The 20,265-nt window shown below is 34.7% G+C and carries 28 protein-coding genes; 6 read left to right on the top strand and 22 right to left on the bottom strand.

Features of this window, described 5'->3' with window-relative positions:
- The first annotated feature begins 16 nt into the window (after positions 1 to 16).
- The 5 genes from IPO86_09870 (at position 17) to IPO86_09890 (ending at position 4,841) form a co-directional block, all read left to right on the top strand.
- Entirely contained in the window at positions 17 to 1,723 is a 1,707-nt protein-coding gene (locus tag IPO86_09870) for a 1-acyl-sn-glycerol-3-phosphate acyltransferase (protein ID MBK9728412.1), read from the top strand.
- Positions 1,724 to 1,764: 41 nt separating this feature from the next.
- Positions 1,765 to 2,307 carry an exonuclease domain-containing protein gene (locus IPO86_09875; protein ID MBK9728413.1) on the top strand — a complete coding sequence of 181 codons (543 nt, stop codon included), beginning with the start codon at positions 1,765 to 1,767 and terminating at the stop codon, positions 2,305 to 2,307.
- Positions 2,288 to 3,352: a tRNA 2-selenouridine(34) synthase MnmH gene (gene mnmH, locus IPO86_09880; GenBank protein ID MBK9728414.1), complete on the top strand. Its 1,065-nt coding sequence runs from the start codon at positions 2,288 to 2,290 to the stop codon at positions 3,350 to 3,352. Before IPO86_09875 ends, mnmH begins: the two co-directional genes overlap by 20 nt.
- Positions 3,336 to 4,385, top strand: coding sequence for a selenide, water dikinase SelD (gene selD, locus IPO86_09885; protein MBK9728415.1), 1,050 nt, complete (start codon positions 3,336 to 3,338; stop codon positions 4,383 to 4,385). The genes mnmH and selD overlap by 17 nt, the downstream gene beginning before the upstream one ends.
- Before the next feature lie 126 nt (positions 4,386 to 4,511).
- Complete coding sequence (locus tag IPO86_09890; GenBank protein ID MBK9728416.1) at positions 4,512 to 4,841, top strand: hypothetical protein; 330 nt, start codon at positions 4,512 to 4,514, stop codon at positions 4,839 to 4,841.
- A 129-nt stretch (positions 4,842 to 4,970) separates the two neighbouring features.
- Here IPO86_09890 and IPO86_09895 read toward each other — a convergent pair whose 3' ends face one another.
- On the bottom strand, positions 4,971 to 5,204 hold the full coding sequence (locus IPO86_09895; protein MBK9728417.1) for a hypothetical protein: 234 nt from the start codon (positions 5,202 to 5,204) through the stop codon (positions 4,971 to 4,973).
- 347 nt (positions 5,205 to 5,551) lie between these two features.
- On the opposite strand from IPO86_09895, the gene IPO86_09900 reads away from it, so the two are divergent.
- Entirely contained in the window at positions 5,552 to 6,331 is a 780-nt protein-coding gene (locus IPO86_09900) for a hypothetical protein (protein MBK9728418.1), read from the top strand.
- Between the two features lie 172 nt (positions 6,332 to 6,503).
- On the opposite strand, the gene IPO86_09905 is transcribed toward IPO86_09900, so the two are convergent.
- The 21 genes from IPO86_09905 to IPO86_10005 all read right to left on the bottom strand — a co-directional run bounded on the left by IPO86_09905 (position 6,504) and on the right by IPO86_10005 (position 19,864).
- Complete coding sequence (locus IPO86_09905) at positions 6,504 to 6,776, bottom strand: hypothetical protein (protein MBK9728419.1); 273 nt, start codon at positions 6,774 to 6,776, stop codon at positions 6,504 to 6,506.
- Between the two features lie 16 nt (positions 6,777 to 6,792).
- On the bottom strand, positions 6,793 to 7,101 hold the full coding sequence (locus IPO86_09910; GenBank protein ID MBK9728420.1) for a hypothetical protein: 309 nt from the start codon (positions 7,099 to 7,101) through the stop codon (positions 6,793 to 6,795).
- 6 nt (positions 7,102 to 7,107) lie between these two features.
- On the bottom strand, positions 7,108 to 7,557 hold the full coding sequence (locus IPO86_09915) for a hypothetical protein (GenBank protein MBK9728421.1): 450 nt from the start codon (positions 7,555 to 7,557) through the stop codon (positions 7,108 to 7,110).
- Positions 7,554 to 8,153 (bottom strand): hypothetical protein, encoded by a 600-nt coding sequence (locus IPO86_09920; GenBank protein ID MBK9728422.1) that lies wholly within the window; start codon positions 8,151 to 8,153, stop codon positions 7,554 to 7,556. The genes IPO86_09915 and IPO86_09920 overlap by 4 nt, the downstream gene beginning before the upstream one ends.
- A 2-nt stretch (positions 8,154 to 8,155) precedes the next feature.
- Positions 8,156 to 8,698 carry a hypothetical protein gene (locus IPO86_09925; GenBank protein ID MBK9728423.1) on the bottom strand — a complete coding sequence of 181 codons (543 nt, stop codon included), beginning with the start codon at positions 8,696 to 8,698 and terminating at the stop codon, positions 8,156 to 8,158.
- 95 nt (positions 8,699 to 8,793) lie between these two features.
- Positions 8,794 to 8,964 carry a hypothetical protein gene (locus IPO86_09930; GenBank protein ID MBK9728424.1) on the bottom strand — a complete coding sequence of 57 codons (171 nt, stop codon included), beginning with the start codon at positions 8,962 to 8,964 and terminating at the stop codon, positions 8,794 to 8,796.
- 23 nt (positions 8,965 to 8,987) lie between these two features.
- Positions 8,988 to 9,224 (bottom strand): hypothetical protein, encoded by a 237-nt coding sequence (locus IPO86_09935; GenBank protein ID MBK9728425.1) that lies wholly within the window; start codon positions 9,222 to 9,224, stop codon positions 8,988 to 8,990.
- 8 nt (positions 9,225 to 9,232) lie between these two features.
- On the bottom strand, positions 9,233 to 9,628 hold the full coding sequence (locus IPO86_09940) for a fibronectin type III domain-containing protein (GenBank protein ID MBK9728426.1): 396 nt from the start codon (positions 9,626 to 9,628) through the stop codon (positions 9,233 to 9,235).
- Between the two features lie 11 nt (positions 9,629 to 9,639).
- Complete coding sequence (locus IPO86_09945; protein MBK9728427.1) at positions 9,640 to 10,938, bottom strand: hypothetical protein; 1,299 nt, start codon at positions 10,936 to 10,938, stop codon at positions 9,640 to 9,642.
- The gene (locus IPO86_09950) at positions 10,932 to 12,545 is read right to left on the bottom strand and encodes a hypothetical protein (protein ID MBK9728428.1); all 1,614 of its coding nucleotides are present in this window, start codon (positions 12,543 to 12,545) and stop codon (positions 10,932 to 10,934) included. The genes IPO86_09945 and IPO86_09950 overlap by 7 nt, the downstream gene beginning before the upstream one ends.
- A 12-nt stretch (positions 12,546 to 12,557) precedes the next feature.
- A complete protein-coding gene (locus IPO86_09955; GenBank protein MBK9728429.1) occupies positions 12,558 to 13,325 on the bottom strand; it encodes a hypothetical protein in 768 nt (255 codons plus the stop codon).
- Positions 13,326 to 13,348: 23 nt separating this feature from the next.
- Positions 13,349 to 13,723 carry a hypothetical protein gene (locus IPO86_09960; GenBank protein ID MBK9728430.1) on the bottom strand — a complete coding sequence of 125 codons (375 nt, stop codon included), beginning with the start codon at positions 13,721 to 13,723 and terminating at the stop codon, positions 13,349 to 13,351.
- A complete protein-coding gene (locus IPO86_09965; protein ID MBK9728431.1) occupies positions 13,713 to 14,135 on the bottom strand; it encodes a hypothetical protein in 423 nt (140 codons plus the stop codon). Before IPO86_09965 ends, IPO86_09960 begins: the two co-directional genes overlap by 11 nt.
- Positions 14,136 to 14,873: a hypothetical protein gene (locus tag IPO86_09970; protein ID MBK9728432.1), complete on the bottom strand. Its 738-nt coding sequence runs from the start codon at positions 14,871 to 14,873 to the stop codon at positions 14,136 to 14,138.
- Between the two features lie 3 nt (positions 14,874 to 14,876).
- A complete protein-coding gene (locus tag IPO86_09975; protein ID MBK9728433.1) occupies positions 14,877 to 15,350 on the bottom strand; it encodes a hypothetical protein in 474 nt (157 codons plus the stop codon).
- A gap of 93 nt (positions 15,351 to 15,443) precedes the next feature.
- On the bottom strand, positions 15,444 to 16,259 hold the full coding sequence (locus IPO86_09980) for a hypothetical protein (protein ID MBK9728434.1): 816 nt from the start codon (positions 16,257 to 16,259) through the stop codon (positions 15,444 to 15,446).
- 35 nt (positions 16,260 to 16,294) lie between these two features.
- The gene (locus IPO86_09985) at positions 16,295 to 16,678 is read right to left on the bottom strand and encodes a hypothetical protein (GenBank protein MBK9728435.1); all 384 of its coding nucleotides are present in this window, start codon (positions 16,676 to 16,678) and stop codon (positions 16,295 to 16,297) included.
- A 111-nt stretch (positions 16,679 to 16,789) separates the two neighbouring features.
- On the bottom strand, positions 16,790 to 17,050 hold the full coding sequence (locus IPO86_09990; GenBank protein MBK9728436.1) for a hypothetical protein: 261 nt from the start codon (positions 17,048 to 17,050) through the stop codon (positions 16,790 to 16,792).
- A 182-nt stretch (positions 17,051 to 17,232) separates the two neighbouring features.
- A complete protein-coding gene (locus tag IPO86_09995; protein ID MBK9728437.1) occupies positions 17,233 to 17,679 on the bottom strand; it encodes a hypothetical protein in 447 nt (148 codons plus the stop codon).
- 65 nt (positions 17,680 to 17,744) lie between these two features.
- Entirely contained in the window at positions 17,745 to 19,418 is a 1,674-nt protein-coding gene (locus IPO86_10000) for a transglutaminase domain-containing protein (protein ID MBK9728438.1), read from the bottom strand.
- The gene (locus IPO86_10005) at positions 19,415 to 19,864 is read right to left on the bottom strand and encodes a hypothetical protein (GenBank protein ID MBK9728439.1); all 450 of its coding nucleotides are present in this window, start codon (positions 19,862 to 19,864) and stop codon (positions 19,415 to 19,417) included. The genes IPO86_10000 and IPO86_10005 overlap by 4 nt, the downstream gene beginning before the upstream one ends.
- Between the last annotated feature and the right edge of the window lie 401 nt (positions 19,865 to 20,265).

Genomic DNA, 20,265 nt, shown 5'->3' on the forward strand with positions numbered 1-20,265 from the left:
AAGTTAATTATTTAAAATGGATTTCAAAAATATTTCAACATATCAAAAATTTGAACATTTAGAATCGGATTTAAGTAAATGGCCAATTTCTAAATTTACCAATACAAGAAAAGCATTTTTAAAAAAACTAACAAAAGATGTAATAGGATATTTTAATACACTCCCTAAAGACGATATGGATCAGGCTATTGCCAGAACAATCTATCTTGAAAAGCAACGTGTCAAATCAAATCCATGGAATGCGGATCCTCCAAATGAAATGGAGTATTACCGAAAAATCCAGAATGAGTATAATGAAAATCAATTAGAATCTGACAAATACAAAGCAAATCAGGATACATTAATCCGACTTATAAAAAGATATGGTCAGGAAATTATCGGACATTTTAATCCGAAAACATTTTTAACAGCTCGTAAAATAAGTGATTTTGTATTTCACTTTTTACTATATCCTTTTAGTTGGCAATCTTTAATTAATTTTAAAAGAATGCGGCGAAAAAACCTTGAATCTATTAAAATTAATGGGCATTGTGAGGAAGTTCGCAGTTTGTTTAAAGATCATATTATTGTTTTAGTCCCAACACATTCTAGTAATCTGGATTCCATAATGATTGGCTATACCATTGATGTAGCTTTAGGCATGCCAGCATTTGCTTATGGAGCCGGATTAAATTTGTTTGATTCAGAATTTTTTGCATTTTTCATGAATCGTTTAGGAGCCTATAAGGTAGATCGCCGGAAAAAGAATGTGATTTATTTGCAAACGCTCAATAGTTATTCAAAGCTTTCTATTCTGGAAGGTATGAATACTATATTTTTTCCCGGCGGAACCCGATCCAGATCCGGGGAAGTAGAAACTAAAGTCAAATTAGGACTTTTGGGTTCTTTAATCCAGGCTCAAAGAAGCTTAATTGAGCTCGGTAGTGAAAAGAAAGTGGTAGTCGTACCGGTGGTATTAGGCTATGAAAGTGTTTTAGAGGCACGGTCATTGGTCATCCAACATTTGCGTACGACGGGTCAAGAGAAATATACTGCCAGAGTATTTAAAGATGGGTTTTCAGCTTATTTAAAATTTACAAAACGAATTTTATCAAATGCTTCCAGGATTGTATTGACTTTTGGAAAGCCAATGGATGTTTTTGGAAATGTGTTTAATGAAATTGGAGAAAGTATAGATTCAAAAGCGCATGTTATTCGATGTGCTGATTATTTTCTTACCGATGGAAAGCTCGCTGTAGATTCTCAAAGAGAAATGATTTATACCAGAGAATTGGGTGAGAAAATTGGTCTGGCATATAAAAAATATAATTTTATTCTTCCAGCTCATTTAGTAGCTTATGTAGCCTTTAAATTGTTGTCAAAGATGTATGCTCCTATGGATGTATATAGCGTAGTTCAAGTGCCAGAAGAAGAATTTGCGTTTCCAAAGCAGGCATTCGAAACACTGTGTTTGCAAGTGCGCACAATTCTATTTGATAAATCTCAGAATAACGAATTAATTTATCCATCGGAATTGGAGGGATCCATCGAAACTATTATTTCAATTGGCATCAAATCATTAGGTATTTTTCATATAAATAGAATTTTGTTTATCGATGATTTTGGTCGAATGGTGAGTCAGGATTTTCTAGGTTTATATTTTTACGCAAATAAAATGGCGAACCTGGAAATTGATGAACTTATAGATTGGGCTTCAATTCAATGGGAAGCAGAGCGATTTTAAAGATTAAAGGATATTCAAAGAGAAGTAGCTTATTTTAATGTATGAATTATTTTATTATCGATCTGGAAGCAACATGTTGGGGTGCAGATAATGTTCAACATAAACAAGAAATTATTGAAATTGGAGCCTGTTATATTAATTCGTACATGGAAGTTGAAAAAACATTTTCCAAAATTATTAAACCTGTAGCGCAACCGATTTTATCCGTTTATTGTAAACAATTAACAGGCATAACACAAGTGGAAATAGACAAGGCAAAATCATTTAATTTTGTTATGGAACAGTTTTTAGATTGGTGTGATCATACAGATGAGCCCATATCTCTTTATGCATGGGGTGCTAAAGATCGTCAGTTGTTTAATGCGGATTGTGAATTTCATCGGATTGGTATGGATTGGCTTCGTGAATATTTTGATTTAAAATCGCAATTCGCAAGAATCAAAGGATTGCCAAAACCAATTGGCTTGGATAAGGCTTTAAAATTAGAAGAAATCGACTTTGAAGGTGGCAGACATCGGGCTTTACCAGATGCAATCAACTTATCAAAATTATTTGTAAAATATTTTGAAGCTTGGGATACCTAGTATGGCTGTAATTCAAACTAAAATTAGTGATTTAATAAATAAAAGTTCGATACCATTTATCGATGTTCGGTCACCGGGTGAGTTTCAAAAAGGGCATATACCTGGGGCTATTAATCTTCCATTGTTTTCGGATTTGGAACGTGCAATGGTCGGTACCATCTATAAGCAAACAGGAAAGCAAGCTGCAATACTAAAGGGTCTTGAATTTGTAGGTCCAAGAATTAAATTTCTGCTTGAACAAGCAATTGATTATAGTTATCAAAATAATTTAATATTGTATTGCTGGCGTGGAGGCATGCGAAGTGCTAGTCTTGCCTGGTTATTTAGTCAAGCTGGTTTAGAAATTTCCATTGTAGAAGGGGGTTATAAAGCATATCGTAGATTGGCCAGGACTTTTTATGAGGAGTCTAGCATTAAATTTTTAGTTTTAAGTGGACGTACCGGCACAGGAAAAACAGATTTATTAAATCGATTGCAAATTTTAGGTGAGCAGATAATAGATTTAGAATTTATTGCAAATCACAAAGGATCTGCATTTGGATGGATAGGGCAGAGCGTGCAGCGTTCCAATGAACAATTTGAAAATGATTTATTTCAAGCAATTTATGGATTGGATTTTAATAAAATCATTTGGATAGAAAATGAGAGTAGAACTATTGGTCGAAATTTTATTCCGGAAGAATTATGGAATAAGATAAAATCATCTCCAATTATAAATATTGAAAGGACAATAGAAAGTAGATTGGAACAACTTTTGTTTTATTATGAAATTAAAAATGATAATGCTCTTAAAGTTTCCTTTGAAAAAATCAGAAAGCGATTAGGACATGAATGGACACAAAAGGCAATAGAATTTATAGAGCTACAGAATTATCATGAGGCTGCTAAAATTGCATTGCGATATTATGACACTTGTTATGATTATAATTTAGTTGAAAGTAGTAGTCCGCAAATTTTTAATATAGATTTTAGCGACAAATCAATACAGGATATAACCATCGATTTATTAAAATTTAAACAACTGCATTTTGGAAAGGGAGACTAGCAAAATTCGATTAACACAATTTAGTCATGGTGCAGGCTGTGGTTGTAAGATTGCACCTGGGATTTTAGAAGATATTCTAAAAACAACACGACATCAAATATTTCCCGGATTATTAGTTGGATACGAACATAAGGATGATGCAGCAGTATTGGATTTGGGAGATGGAACTGCAATTATAAGCACTACTGATTTTTTTATGCCCATCGTAGATGATCCATATGATTTTGGCAGGATTGCTTCGGTGAATGCAATAAGTGACGTATATGCTATGGGCGGTAAACCATTATTGGCAATTGGAATACTTGGATGGCCTATTGATAAAATTGCTCCTGAATGGGCTGCAAAAATGATTGAAGGTGCTAAGGCGGTATGTGCGGAAGCAGGAATACCATTAGCAGGTGGACATTCTATTGATTGTCCGGAGCCTATATTTGGATTAGCAGTAACAGGCAAGGTTAATATCGAACATTTAAAGAAAAATTCCGGAGCTAAGCCAGGAGATTTAATTTTCTTAACAAAACCACTGGGCGTAGGAATATTGACGACTGCAGAGAAAAAGAATATTTTGGCTACAGAACATCAAAATCTGGCAAAGGATTCGATGCTTAAGTTAAATGTGATTGGTGCTCGTTTATCTAAGTTTACGGAAGTACATGCGATGACAGATGTAACTGGATTTGGCTTATGTGGACATTTATTAGAAATGTGTGAAGCCTCAGAAGTTGATGCCACTATACATTATGTTAAGTTGGATGTTTTAGGTGATTGTGTATTTGATTATATTGAAAAAGGAGCTATACCAGGTGGTACGCATCGCAATTGGAAAAGTTATGGTCACAAAATTTCTTTAGGAGACGATTCATGGTTTATAATTTTAGCAGATCCTCAGACCAGTGGAGGATTATTAGTTGCGATTGATCCAAAGTTTGCAAATGAATTTGAGGAGGAAATTAAAATGGAAGGATTGGATTTAAAACCGATAGGAGAATTTACCGATATGGGGTCTGGTGATTTTAGAATTCAGGTAGTATAAGAGTGTGTTAAGGGTAGCAAAATAGTAACTTAACATAATATAAATTATGGGACAAAAGTCCCAAGTAATTAGAAAGCAAGGAGTTACAAGTGTAAAACGTCGGATTTTACAATTTAACCTCTATTTATGGAGCCAGAACTCTTTTATTACAGCTTTCAAATTGGCGAATATGGATCCTTAAGATCCACATGGCAATTAAAAGATATCAAAATTGCAGCCTATAATCCCAGACAAGCTATCGTTATGCTTTACTGGATGGATTACTTTAAAAACAAGATGACAATTAGGTCTATGACTAAAAAATCTGAATTTGGAGTTCCACATAAAAGCTATGTGGAGAGATACATCCGACAAGTAATTGAATACCGTGTAAAAAGTAAGGTTTATTACTTTCGAATGAATTTTACCAAAGTCAGGCTTATTAATTATCATGAACTTGTAAAAATGTTTGAGTGAAAATACATTTGGCTTGCAGTATTCTAACATTTGATTTTCTTACTAATTTCCTTCATGAAATATTTAGTAACAATAATTACAAAAAATTCAGCTACTACGTTTAGCAGCTGATTAAGGTCTTTATTGTGTTTATACAATCGGTGAAGATTCTGGATTATGGAGCCTGACAAAAAGCCTTTCAAGGGCTTCATCCAGGTTGTCACCTTTGGATCCATGCTTACGGCCATTGACCGTGCAATCCATAGTAACATGATTTGGTTTAAGGAAGATCCGGATTTTACGAGTACCGGAAATGTGAAGATGTTTTACCATCTGATCCAGGGTTGCCACCTGGTTACTAATTTTTGAATTTGTGACAGTCATAATACAAAGTTTAAAAAATGATCAATACCGGAAGTGACTGTCACCTCCTGCATGAGCAAGAAATCGTTGGACCTTACGGTATCCAACCTTCCGGTTATTCTTAAAATTAACTTCTTTTGAATTTGCCCATTATGAATAGAAAGTAACAGTCGGTACAAAGATAAAACAAAGCTTGGAAAATAAAATGTTAAAGTTTTATTACAATTCAATTCCTAAAGCAAGTCTATTTTCAACAAAGTTGAGTTCATTTTGAGATTTATTTGTTGCCATTTACAAGAATTGGGAAAATAATGACTTTTGATTTTGGAACGTATTTTGTTGATAATAAATTTTCTAATTTAAAAGCAATGGAAAAAATCTTGAATTATTCCTTTTCGATAATTTCTGGTCTTGCATTTATAATCGCAATTTATTGTACAAGACAAATTTCAAACATTAAATCGATTTCTGATCAAACTATCGGAATTTTAAAGCAAATCAATATAAATAACATTAAGGACACTTCAACAACAATAAATATAAAAGAATTGAATGCGAAAATTGCAGATATGCAATTTCAACAAGAATCTTATACTGAAATGTTGGGTCGTCAATCAGATTGGTTTATATTATATGTCACAATCTTGTTTGGACTTTTTGGCCTCATCGGCTTCGGCTACTTCATCAGTAAGGTGAAGAAAGTAAAGAAGGAATGCGACGACACCATTGCAACACAAAAAAAGGACTATAGGATGCATTTGAAAGATTTTACAGACTTAAAGGTAAAAATATTTGATAACATTGGAAATGTGTATTTACTACTTAGTGAATCAATGACTACAGATTTTTCAATGGCTTTTAAATTCAGAATAAATTCAATTGAACACTTTTTGTTTTCATATGAAATAAGCAAATCAAAATATAGAATAGAAACAGTAAAAGCAAATTTGGAGTATGCAATACAAATTATATCTGAAATTGAGAAAAACAACGATAGTATAAATCTTTTTTCTAGAGACATGAAAATTTATGGTAAGGAATTAATTAATGTTTTAAAAAAAGTGATGGAAATAGATGATAAAAATATAGAAAGTCATTGTTCCGATTGTATTTATAAAATTAATTTTTATAGTAAGCAAAAGACTTAATCAAAGATAATTAAAAAGCCAATCACTACATTTAGTAATTGGCCAGGTATTTTTCAAACTATAAAAAAAACTTACACCCGTTTTGTGAGGATTTAGAAAAACCGGCCAACAATTAAGTTAGCCGGCCCTTGGAAGAAAAGACTTCTTCAAACCAATCCCATTATCTCCGAAATTATTGAAAGCGTCTATCACCGTATTCTTGACCGGTAACAAAGCGCAATATTTTTATTAGTACTCCAATTACGACAAGCACCCCACCCCAGACAGCATTTCCATCAAGGCAAATGATATTTTGTTCGCAAAGTTTTTGAACAGCTTCGGTAGAAAACAGAATGCTGAAAGTTCCTACGATTGTTGTGAGCCAACCCAGGATCATAGTTTTTTGTTTTGGAGCTATTCCTCCGAATATTTTTGAAGCTAGAAATGAAAATAATTTTTGTAACATATTTGATGATTTAAGTTTAAGGAATCCAATTTAGTCTTGTCCAGAATTTGACATCTGTTACCGGTGGTACATTTGATTTATAAAAAATACCACCTGGCTCCCAAAGAGTCTTTGCATATCCATAAGTACCGATAGCAAGTTTTACCCATTCTTCCCAGGCTGCAGAATTACGTGGAGGTTCGGCGTAACCATTTTTTTGGTTGAAGGCAGATAATAGGCGGGCATATTCTTCCCTCCGTTTCTTTTCGTTGTAATTTGCGTACAACAAAAATCCTCCGGTCAATACCAGCCCGCCAACTATAAGCCATTTAGTGTTTTTATTCATTTGTTTTTATTTAAGAATTAATAAAAGCGCTACAATAGCTGCAGCTATAAGAATTGGTTTTTTATTGTCAGAGCTAGTCACCGGCCCAGGATCCACGCTTATGGGTGGAACATTAGGCTTAGTTGTAGTATTTGTTGGAACTGGATTTGCAGGTTTTGGAACTTTATTAATAGCTCTTTGATAAGCATTGGCCAGGAAATTTTCTTTAAATGAATTTTCACCTTCGTATAAAATAAATGTAATTGGTGTTGTGTCTTCAATAATTACAGCCGAAGGAGTGGCTACAACTCCAAAGGTACTTGCAAGTTTTGTGTCCGCTTCTTTTGAAGGTCCAGGCTTAAGATCTATGTGTGTTACATTTGGAAAGTTAGCTTTTATTAAAGCAATATCTGTTTTAACAGCCTCACAATGTGGACAATTGGGTTGTGTGAAAATTATAAGTTCTGGGTAATTCATGGGCTTACAAATTTTTGTTTACTTGCTTGTTGTTTATACTTGTAAGAATCGTAAGTCATTTTAACCGCAAACAATAGAAGCCCCCAATACAGAATAGATTTTTTCTTATCGGTAGCTACTTTACTACCGATTAATCCAGAAGCAATCAACCATAAATAGAAAGCAAGTTTACCATGGCCAGTTAAAGTGTTTAAAAGATCAACCAGCCATGCTGGAGCTCCGGCAATTGTAAATATTGGAAACAAACCACGATACGCTCCCCCACTTCCTTCAAGATCAATTAAAACGTCTTCTGGCTTGCCTGGATGGCTGCCAGCCTTAGGAATGTTATTTGGATCTAAACCATTAGAAGTAATTGAGTTTAATAAATCAATTACTTCATTTATAGATGCCGTAACTGGAAGACTGCGATATACTTTTTGTTTAGTATCTGAAATTGGTTCTGCAAAAAACCAACCATTGCGATTGTCGATTCCTTCGGTATCAATTACAAGAAATGAAAATGAAGAACTTGCAAGATCCTGGATAAGATCAAATTCAGAATCTGCAATTGAAGAACCTGGTATTGCTCTATATATTAATATAGTTCTATTCATGATTAGACGATTGGATATTCCATGTTTTTAATGATGGTTGCAGTATAGCCCGCTATTAGATCCGCGCGATCCACGCCATTTACAACTTTACGAGCATTGATATAATCTGCTTGTCCATTGTTAATATATCTTGATAAAGCAGCGCCTGTAAACAATCCTTCGAGCATTCCAATGACTAAAATGTCTGCAGAATAAATTCGATCTAGAGCCAAATCAGGATTTGTAACAAGATCAATTCCTAAAACATTGCCTAGTTTTTTATAATTTGATTCGTGTGTTAATTGCACATATCCACGACCATAGAAGCCAGTATTCCAATATCTTTCTTGTTTAGAATAAACATCGGTACCGGGCGCCGCTCTTTTTTCTTTTACCAATAATAGTTTTGATTCATGCCAGGCAGTTGCAAGAATGTACGCAAGCTTTCTAAGATCGCGATCACCATTTGCAATAAATGATAAAACGATTTGAGCAATTGATTTTGCTTGTGCTTCATTGAGAGCACCAAATGCTTTTGTGAATGAATCTAAAAATAGTTTTACCATTGCGTTGTTATTAGAATTGGAAGATTGACCAAAAGCTTTTGAGCTTAGCAGTGCAAAGCCGGCTATTAGAGCTATTACAATTTTCCAATTTAGTTTCATGCGATTGCATTACCAGTTCTTTTAGGAAGTCCATTCATACGTACATTATCAATGAGTACATAATCATCAAAACCAGAATCAACAGGTGTGTTTTTTGGAGGTGCAATCGCTTTTCTTTTTACGATCGCATTTATTATTACATACCCAAGACCGGCAATGATTGCCATTTTGATTAAGCAGCTAGGTTTCATTACAATTTATTATTTATTTGTTTAATGTCAGATTTGATTTCTTTGATATCGCCTTTAATTTCTTCCGAATGGCTTAAATTCTGATCTACTTTATTTAAAATAGATGCAAGTACTTCTGTGTTTTTGTCAATTAGTTTCACATAAGAACTTACTACTGGTTTAATTATGATAAACAGTATAAATCCTAGAACTAGTCCAAGAATACCATGTTCGGCAAATACATTAAAAATCTCCATATAATTAATTATTCAGTTACAAACCATCCAGAAACTGTGGCAGAATTTTCATCTCCACAAACACTTTTAATATTATAGTGATAAAAACTATTTGGATCTAGTCCTGAGAATGAATGAAGATTGATAGGACTTCCACTGTATGAAGCCCATGGTGACCAATCACCGAAAACTCCTTCTGATATTTTAATTCTAATTCTTACTTCGTAATCTGTTGGGCCTGTTCCTTTCCAACGAATATCTGCAGAACTTGAAGTAATGTTTGAAGCATAAACAGATTTTGGAGTTGGACAAACAATTAATTGAGAAGGAATTAATGAAGTAATAGGTTTACTTGCATCGACAACAAGGCAAGAAAATGAAAACATTGTTGTAATTGAAAGCAATAATAATTTTAAATTTCTCATATAAATAAATTTTAAGGATAAATCGCTGCGGTTATAAAATCTTGAATAGTAACTTGTCTAGGGTTTGTACCAGCACTTTTATAAAATATATGGGAAGCTGTAGCAGTTGCTGCATTTGGAAGATTCGCGTAAATACGTCCTACTGCTACACCATCAATATAATAATGTACTTCTGATCTTGCTTTATCAATTTCAATTCTTAGATCATAATTTGTATTTGTGGCAACAGTAATTCCAAGGTCAAGGGTTGTTTCTGTTCCTCCATTATCTTTTGAAAATCCTAGAAATTTACCAGAATTAGTTCCATGTGTATACCGAATTCCAACACTATTATTGATTGCAGTATTTCCAGTCGTAGGGGAATTGCAAATCCGGTATTCATAAGTATAGGTATCAGTTGCATCTGATAATGTTGGAATATTAATATTGGAGTTGGTATAAATATGTGCGTTACCAAAATAGGTGAATAAACCAGTTTTTAAATGGTAACATATTTCATATTGAGTATTAGCTGATCCTCCAATATAAATACCAGCAAAAGTATTTGAACTAGAAGTTTGCTGTCCTATGGTTCCGGTCGCTGTAGTAAATCCCCATTCACTGTAATCGGCTGCAGTAATTGAATATAATGGTGATCTAATTTTTAATTCTTTTGGATTTTCTCCATCCGATGTTTTAAAAATAAACCATCGATCTGCAATTGTATCGTAAGTAAGAATTGCAGTTTGGCCTGGATATACGAAGATATCCTTATTGCACTTAATTCTATAACTTGCAGTACTTCCTGTGTTTTCACCAGTAAAATAATACGGATAACTACCAGTATTTATAAACTTTTTTTCTTCACCATCAGATTGTGGTGCAAGTCCTGTTATTGCCCTGAGTCCATTATCGCCGCTTATCTTGATGATATTGGCTGCATCAAAACCGGACGGATTATAATCATCCTGGTCAGATGTTAATTGTGATGGATTTATTATACTTTTTGTAAGCACTGCATATTTCATGGCTACCCCATCACCGGTAACGGAGGCGTATACCGTATCACCACGATAAAAAAACGAATCAATACTTGCTGATCCACCACCGCCACCACTTGCACTAATGGAATCGCCTGCAACTGTTAGTCCGGATCCAATTCTTATTTGATCAATTCCTCCATAGCCAGAAGTTTTGCGTCCAATTAAATGCATGTATTTAATGCTATCACCAAGTGCCAATGAATCCCTACCTGGTGACCAGTGTATTTCAGCTTGTGAAAAAGCGAAATTCGAAATGAACAATAATAATAATATGATCCTGGCTACCATGTGTATGAGATTACAAGTTGTCCGGTTCCACTCATTGTATGTGAAACTGTTTGTTTATTTAGATATTTACATTTTTGTTCCGATTTTACTGAATATGTACTTCCTGACGACATTATGGTACTTGTAGTATTTCCTCCATAACGTTGAATCATGAATGTACCTGAGCCGGATTGCTGAAATATTGAAAATGAAGAAAATTTGGAAAGATCCCAACTGCGAGTTCCAACAGTATTATAAAATTCTTGGCCCCAATTACCTTTGTATATGCACCCACCAATTTCACTCATTTGATCACAAGGAATCATTACAGAAGCTTCCGGTGGACAGATTACGTTTTCGCCGTATTGATTGATTACGTTTATTACACCTCCTAATTCATTACGTGTAACATCAAAATATAAATAGTCCTTACAATCAGTTATTCCAAAGTAATATCGACCTCGATTTGTGCCAACGGAATCAAAAATTACATCGGAGTATTGAATAGATATTACCCAACCATCTGCAGATGCATTCTTGGTATTTTCAATAGAAATTTTACCGTATTTATTTGTGTTATGCAGCCACTTTTGAATCGTGTCTTGCAGTTGCTTATGATCTGGCTGTACAGTGGCATAATAATTTCCGTTAATTGGAATTGTAGAACCATTGGCCCAGATGGTTGTAATGGTATCTTTTGTTGAAATCAGAAGATAGTAACTACACAAACTTGAATCCGTTTTTGTGATGTAGCAATTTTGCGAAGCTGGTCTATCACAATCATCTCCACGATTAGATTGATAATTACAATCAATTCGTCGGCCTAATAATCCAAAGGAAGCATCATTAGGATAAAGTGGTGTTGTAGAATAATATGGAAGTATATAATAAACCGCTCCATTTTTTTCTTTTCTAAATACTTCACAAACTTCTTCTGTGGATACACTTGTTACAACTGTATTACCGCCAGTTTTGGTAAGCACTACTGGATTTGGATCTTTTAAATTAATAGTAAAAAGTGCTGTACTTAATTCTATATCCCAATTGTTGCGCACAGTATGAATTTGGAAGTCAAGAGCATACACTCCACGCATGGCCCAGGTTGAGCTATCAATATAATGCACACCTTTACAATCAAGCCAGTCTTTAAGATCGGCCACAAACCGAGAAGCTTCTCGGTCTGTATTTCCGTATGGATAGTTAAGTGGTATTGGCAGCTTTGCTTTTGCCGGACCAACTCCGGATCCCAAAAATTCCTCATAAGTAATCGATCCTAAATAGATATCATCATGGTATGATGATACATCTGATATTGCAAGTTGCCATTTTCTTTTGTTAGATGAATTTGAAACTGCTCGAAGTCTACATTCATTTACTCCATTTAAAGAAAAGCAAGGAATTAGTGTTCCAGTTGGAGTATAAGCAATTGTAGTTGTTTCATCGGTATAATAACCAAAAGCTTTACGGCCATAATCATACAGGCCCCATATTTGTTTTTGATTAGAAGGTGAAACAGAATCTACCATACAGATTGAATATATTTCGTAATCGTAATTAATGCCTGATTGTCCGATAAGAAAAGACAGACAGGCCATTATTATGGCTGGTATTATTAGAAGTCTTTTCATTGTATATGGGTATTAGTCTCCTTTTCGAACGATCAAAAATGTAGTACCACCATTGGCTGCACAATCCCATGTTAAGGAAGGACAACCAAGTAGTTCATTTGATATTGGATCCTCTTGAGAATCACAATACCATTCAGACCCTGGGTAAATATTTTGCACTGTTGAATTTACTGTCACGGTACCAAGGTTAGTTCCTACATTTAAAATATGTATAGAAAATTTTCCATTTGCCGCAGATATAGATCCTGTAGTTGAAGTTGAAATAATATTTTGCAAATTGGTTACAGTTTTATCAACCCAACCGGAACAAAAACCATCCATATAAGTACCAGTAGGTGTATATGAAGCTCCGTTATCTGCTCTAAAATTGCCCATGAATGAAACTGTTTTATTTCCTGGACTAGCAGTAGTTGTTCCAACCCGCCAAATTTTAATATATGGAGTTCCTGTAGCACCAGTAAAAAAGTCACATGCTTGGGTAAAATAATATTGATAAGTTGAATCCGGATTTGAAGTTGTTCCTGAACAAGGTCCTACTTTAATTGTAGATGTTGGCGTATATGCTGAACCATCAGGTTTATAATTACCAACAGTAACAACCGCTTGTCCTGGACGGTATAGATCCAAACGATAAAATGTTGTTGAAGATGCAGAGTCACATAACCAACGCATTTCATGATCATATACCTGGTATCCTGTGACACCAGCTTGTGAAAATAAATTCGATTGTACGATTAATAGTATCATCGAAATGAGAGAGAGTTTAAAAAGATTTTTCATTTTAATATTTTTGGTTTAAAAATTTACAAAGTGAATGGATCTGTTGGATCCGATTGAGGATATTTTACATACACCCAGAATAGTTCACCATTTGGTGAGCTACACGTAATAGGTTGTGAAACATCCTGACGTTTAGAAAATAAATTGATAGATGATTCAAAACTGTATTGACTGCCTACGGCAATTGGATCAACTGGTTTTGCAGATATACTTAATTGCAAATCATTAATTGTAGGATTATAAATATTTATAACTAATGCACCTGCAGGAATAGTTACATTATTAGTTTGAAAGCGGCGATCCTTTGCAGTTTCTTTTGTAAGCGGAAGATCAGCTACTCCCCCACCTTCTACAGCACTATTGCCAGCAAATATTGCACCCCACATATTAGTTAACATAGATTCCTTGAGCTTGATAAGATGAAGTAAATTTATCGGCTAATACGACCTCAATAATTTCAAGGCGATTAAATCCATTCGCATTGAAAGGATCACTAGGAAAATCATATGAATAAATCTGAAAGTTTAGATCTACATTATTAGAGGATCCAAGCTGCAATGATCCATCTGGTTTTAATTTGATATTGCCACAAATCATTATATCCGTGGTTCCAGCATTTTTAAAAATGATCATGTTACGAACATTATCGATGCGACCATTTTTAAAAACCGCACGACCGATGTTTGTAATAAATTCATTAATAGGTCTTCCATCTGCAGTTTTTAATATTGCTCTGCCATTATCTACACGACTTGCATTATTAAATGTTGGAAGTGTTATTCCGACCGATCTTGCAATGATTGGATTCATCTATGCTTGTTTAAAAAATGTTTTAGCCATTTCAGGATTTTTTTCAATCCATTTAGCTAGTTTATGTAAGAAATTAGGAATGTCTGGGAATACAACTTGAATGCGTATCAATGATTCATTGATTGCATCTGCTTGCTCTTGTGTAAGTTCATGCATATCTGCTTGTTCTTGTGGCGGTCCATTGATAGCAGTTTGCGGAACAAACTGAGATCCCAGGTATTTTGAAATCACGGCCATAATAATTTCCTGAATAGGAAGTTCATCAGCCACACGATTAAATACTTTTTGAATTCCGGATCCCTGATTTTTTTCTGCAAGTGCAGCTTTTAATTCAGCTATTTCACGGTCCTTTTCATAACCAGCAATTTTTGCATCAACTTGTTCTGCAACATATACTTCAATTGGTTTACCTGCAATAAAATTTGGATCTCCGGATCCAATGCCAGCTATGCCACTTTGAGAGTTATATGTATTCTGCAATTCTAAAAATTCCGTAAGTCCATTTGAAGTACCTGCCTTATCTGTAATGAATATGGTAAGTCTGCCACCACTAGCTATTTTTCTTCGCAAATGATTTTCTAGAGCATCCCAAGAATCTTGAAGATCCGGAATATCATTATTGACAGCAGCTCTATCTTTTTGATCTTTTCCAAAGCCATTCCATATAGTCCAAAATGGAAGTTTCATGGAAAAAAACCATTCTCTTAGATCATCTATTTTACGAATACTAGGTTTCATTTCTTATAATGGATTTGCACAATCAACTTCATCTGGATTAATATAAATCCATACTAATACAATTGCTTCATTGGTAGTAAGTGTTACACCATCTGCAACCTGGATGTAAGAAGAATTTGGAACAATTCCACTTGGAATTGAAAGTTGGACATAATGGCCAATACCTTCTGCACCATCGCATTTTTTAGAAAGCCAGGCTAAAGGACAATCGCGCAAAGTATCTTTTTGACCTGAGCGAATTGTGATATAAGAACCGTCTATGATTACATCGGAGGCAAGTGTTCTTCCTGTTGGAGACTTAGAGTTAGTTAGTTTACGCAAGACAACTAACCCAATAATATGTTTTCCTTCCAAGAGATTATTATCATCCAGTTTCATTCGGCGATTTGTGCCATCTGTGACAATTTCTTGGATGTGTGTATAACGTGCTGGATGCTCGCGAAAATGCGGATCCATTTGTTGGAGTAAACCGTTCATAATTGTTTTTTGATTTTTTAAAAATTCAGGCGGCAGTATTTCTACCGCCTGAAAAAATTACGTTGCACTATGATAATTATACAAAACAGTCAGTTATGCTCCAAGGCTACAACCTGGTCCAGAAGGAACAACTCCACCAAACAACCATCCGAAAACGTCTACTTGCAATACGTTGAAATTTGCACCACCTGCAATTGCAGCTTGATATCCTTTTAAGAAGGTTTTAATTTGGTTCACTTTATTTGTGTCCATAATTAAGTTCGGAGCTAATTGGATGTAACCTTTTTCTTCCAACGATGGTCCATAAGCTGGCCAAAATGGCTGTGCAGAAGCTACAAGCTCATATTGTTGCCCAGGATTTCTTCTGAATAGATTATTGTCTAAGTTTACTACTCGACCATTGTTATCTGTGATAACATCAGTAGTTCCGTTAAACAAAGAATACATTGAGTTTAATTCGTTTGCTACGGTCAAGTAGTTTGCATCTTCATGTGAAAAAGCTGGAAATAATAATTTGTTCGTTGCATCCCATTTTCTAAAAGCAACCCTTATGAAGGCGGCAAAGAAATGTTGTTTGTCTGGAGCAAGTATTTCAAAAGTTTGAATGTCTGTATTTGCAGCATTTTTACTTTTAATATCCATGGTATAAGAATTCGCTGTATTGCTAAGCTCTTTTATCATTCGGACATTAAATTGTTGCAAGCCAAGTTCTGAAATATCAGAAACGCCATTTACAGCTTTAAAATGTTCAACAGCTCTAGAAAAAGCTGCACGAATTGGATCCGGTGCAATCATCATGGATGCTACAACAATCCCAGATATATTTTCTGACGCGCCTAAAAAGTAAGGCATTCCTAATACTACAACAGCAGCCAGGAATATTGATAAAATGAATTTAATATTTTTCACAATTATAAGTTTTAAAAATTAATAATGATTTGATTTTAAGCGTGAGCTGCAGTTTCAGAAACTGGACAATTGATTCCATTTAATGCAGAAGATTGTCCTGCAATGGCTTCACGTCTGCGAGGTGCAAGTAGCCCATTCATAGTTACATCTTTAGGTGTAACCCCACCACCTGGAGTAAGTGAAGGCAAATATTTTTCAATGGCATCAGTGATACCTCCTACCATAACACCGGTAGCGATATTTCCAACTGTTCCGGATCTTGATCCGAATAACAAACCAAGAGCAATTTTTGCACCTGCAGAAATTGTAGGATTATTATTAATAAAAGGAATAGGAAGAGTGTTAATGAATTTACTCACTACCAAACCCCCTGCGACTTCCAAAGCAGGCTGGAAGTTTTTAAGATTGAGTTTTTTCATGTTTAATGCTTTTATTGATGATTTATTTGATTTACGACGGCGCCGACCAATTCCACGTACTGCAGATTTGCGACTGCATGATTTGCATGCTATGTTACCACTACACATGGCTTAAGCTGTTTTCTTTTTTGCACGAACAAATAAGCAACTACCTCCGGCTGGATTCTTTTTAACCATGGCCGCTTTTCCTCCACGACGTGCAGAAGTTGCGGCTTTATTTGCTGCAGCTTTTGTAGTGTGGCAAGATCTTTTGGTCCATGTTTTGCCAAAAGCTTTTACTGTTTTTCCCAATGGTTTTTTACCGATGGTTGTTTTGCGACGTTTAGAGGTTGATTTTCTCTTGCGTCCGATGGATGATGATTTTTTTGTCATGTCCTTTTTTTTATTTAACTAATGAAAAAATGATTACGATTTTTTCTGAGATGGTTTCTTAGATAATTTTTTTGGCTTAACAATTTTTGGAGCCAATGAAGGTGCTGCATCCGGTCTTGGTGGAATTACAATTCTTCTGCGATTTCTAACACTCATGGTTTTAATGTTTTATTTTGATTAATTTATTTTCTTAAAAAGATGAACAATAACACGAGAGCTGCACCTCCAATAATTAAATTTTTATTTAATCCTAAACTAGCTTCATCAGTAGCTTTTTTTGCATTATTGGTTTGCTCAAGTATTTTCTTTTGCTCATTTAATTTTTCCTCCAAAAGTTTTCTTTCAGCTTCAATTTTTTGAAGCTCACTAGATTTACGCAATTCATTGAGTTCATCCAGTGTATATTCAACTCCCCATTTTTTACTCCAATTATCCCAGTTGCCTTCTTTTAATGAATCTATATTCCAATTATCAATAATTTTTCCTTCTTCAAAAACTCTTAACCAAGGATATTTTGTAACTCCTATTACTGATATATCGGTTCTTGTAAAGGCTTCTTTATCTACATTTATAACTTTAAATGATAGATTTTTATAGAACTGTATTTCATTATTTATAAACTGAATCACTCTTTGTGATTCAGCCCAATTTGAGGACTTAATGTAATTGTCGTCTATAATAAAAACGATTTGTCTCATTTTGATTTTAATAATGATGGTACAATAAATAATGCAGCACCCCCAACAAGTGCATATGGCAAATACTTTGAAAAACTTCCTAAGCCTGAGCTACTTGATGATTCAATAAAATCTTTATAATCAGCTGAAAAATCCGGTGTAGCAGCTCCTGGTAATTTGGATTGTAATTGAATTCTTTTACTTTCATTCATTTGTTGCATCAGTAATGAAAAAGCACTGATTGCAGTAATTAAGGCCCCGATAATTTTTACAATTGCAACCGCAACCACAGATATTGGTTCTCCAATGCTTGGTCCTGAATAATTTTGAATGGCAGCATCCTTTAAAACTTTAATTGCATCACCTGGTGTGATCCCAATCTCATTAGGTAATTTCAAACCTGAGTTAGTTCTTAATATTCCATTTTCGCACATTAAGCGAATATTAGATCGATCGATATGAGCAAGCTGCCCAATGGTAGCAATTCCTGTTTTATGAAGTACAGATTTAGTGGCAACAATGTTAGTTGCAGAATTTGCATCTGTAATAAATTCATAGAGTAAATGATGTGCAGATTTATCAAAACTCTTTGCCGTCAATTCAGCAAACTCATTGGATAAAGCACATTCATTAAGATCCTTTTTCAGATCATTTTGAAAGTTTAATAATTCAAATCTTCTGTCTTCTTCTGAACGAGTTAAACCTCCTTTAAATACTTTACTATTTAGTAGGTTAAATTCATTCAGAAGCTTCTGATATTCATTGCTTATAAGATCCTTACAATTTTTAGGATATAATTTAGGCTTATTATATTCCAAAGTACCAATACCACTAAGCTTAAAGTTAGTACCACTAATTCTGGTATTTTGAGAAGCTTTTTGAATTTGTGCAATCAAATCATTCAAACGAGAATCAACATAACCGGTAGGTAGTGTATTATCGTAATGAAATGAACCACGACGCGCTCTGAATATTAAATTACGAGCTTTTTGAAGGATACCATCAGGATCTCCATAGTAACGCATTAATATTACGATTTGATCATCTAGCAGTTCAAGTGTAAGAGCGCCTTCTGTAAGACCTGCAGGAATAATATTACGACTAGGTGCAGCCTGACGAGGTGCATCAGCAATACGTTGTGTACGTGTTGGTTTAGCTTTAAAGTTAACCATTGGTACACCATGTAAATGAACAATTCTAGTCACGCGATCCCATTTTTTATAAAACTCTACCTCTTCATCAAAAGTGTCATGCACACTATCCAAAATCACTTCTCTATTATTGAGTGTAGCGACTATGTACACGTGTGTTGGTTCTTCACTGCGGCCATAAGCTGCAAATCGATACCGGTATTTTATACCTAAGCATTTCAAGACACTAGCAAGGAAGAGACTGAAACTTTTGCAATCTCCGTAACCGTCTTTCCATGTTACCCGAGGATCTTTTACTTTCTCGAGTCCTGGCCGGTCGGCAACGTACCGGATATTATTATGGACAAATGACCAGAGGTCATAGAGTCCTGCATATGATTTTTCAAACTGTGAAGCAAAATCACACATATATTGACCAAGTTTATTGTCGGCCATCAGTATGACTTTTATGATATCCCAGGTACCACCATCTTCATAATATGTTTTGCGCACTCCATCCGGTTTTGGGATGGCCCGGGTATCAAGTGCCGCTTGGATCATGCATTAAAAGGATTGATGTTTACATCGATAGGAATCGAAAGTGATTCATATGCCAAACTACCTTTTAAGCGAAGGCTTGACAGATATTCACCACGTTTGATAATATCTGCAATGCTTAATCCTATTTTCTGAAAATCTATAAAACTGTCAATTGCAATAATTGAAATACGGTTTGGCTCTATCACTACACTGCGATTAATTATAACAGGTGCTACAGGGCTAGCCCCATAGACGATATAACCGTTAAAGCCTTGTAGTGGAATAGCCAGGCTTGTATTATTTTGGATGTGAAGATTTGCTGTGACGGAAACTCCATTGAAGCTTATGGAGCCAAACTTTACCGTAGCTTTTACAAGCGAAAGGTTATTGGCAACCTTTTTGGCTATGCTGGTAACAAGAATGTACCCGATAAAAAATAAACCGACGAATGAAAGTACGTTCTTCAACAGCTAATTACATTTTATAAGAATTAATTACATTTTACAAGCGATATTTCTATCGAATCAAATAATATGTAATATTAATATACTATATATGTAATTGAAGAAAACTGCGAATTAATACTAAATAATCCTTCTAAGGAGTGGTTCCAAACGAAAGTATGTGATGATTCGTTTGGTTTTAAGAGCATCAAATTTACGGATCCGGTGGTACTCAGCCTCCGTAATTTCAAGCTCTGCAAGAGCTTTATCAGTAAAATATTGCAATTTAAGGGAGCGATAATCAAGATGACCACCAGGGTGATCGAGGCCAAAACACAAGCAGAGCTGCTTTTTGGTTAACGTTTTAGGAAGTATATATTGGTAAGGAGCGGCCAATAATTACATTTTTGTGATACAAATATAAC

Source organism: Saprospiraceae bacterium (assembly GCA_016717265.1).
GTDB lineage: Bacteria > Bacteroidota > Bacteroidia > Chitinophagales > Saprospiraceae > Vicinibacter.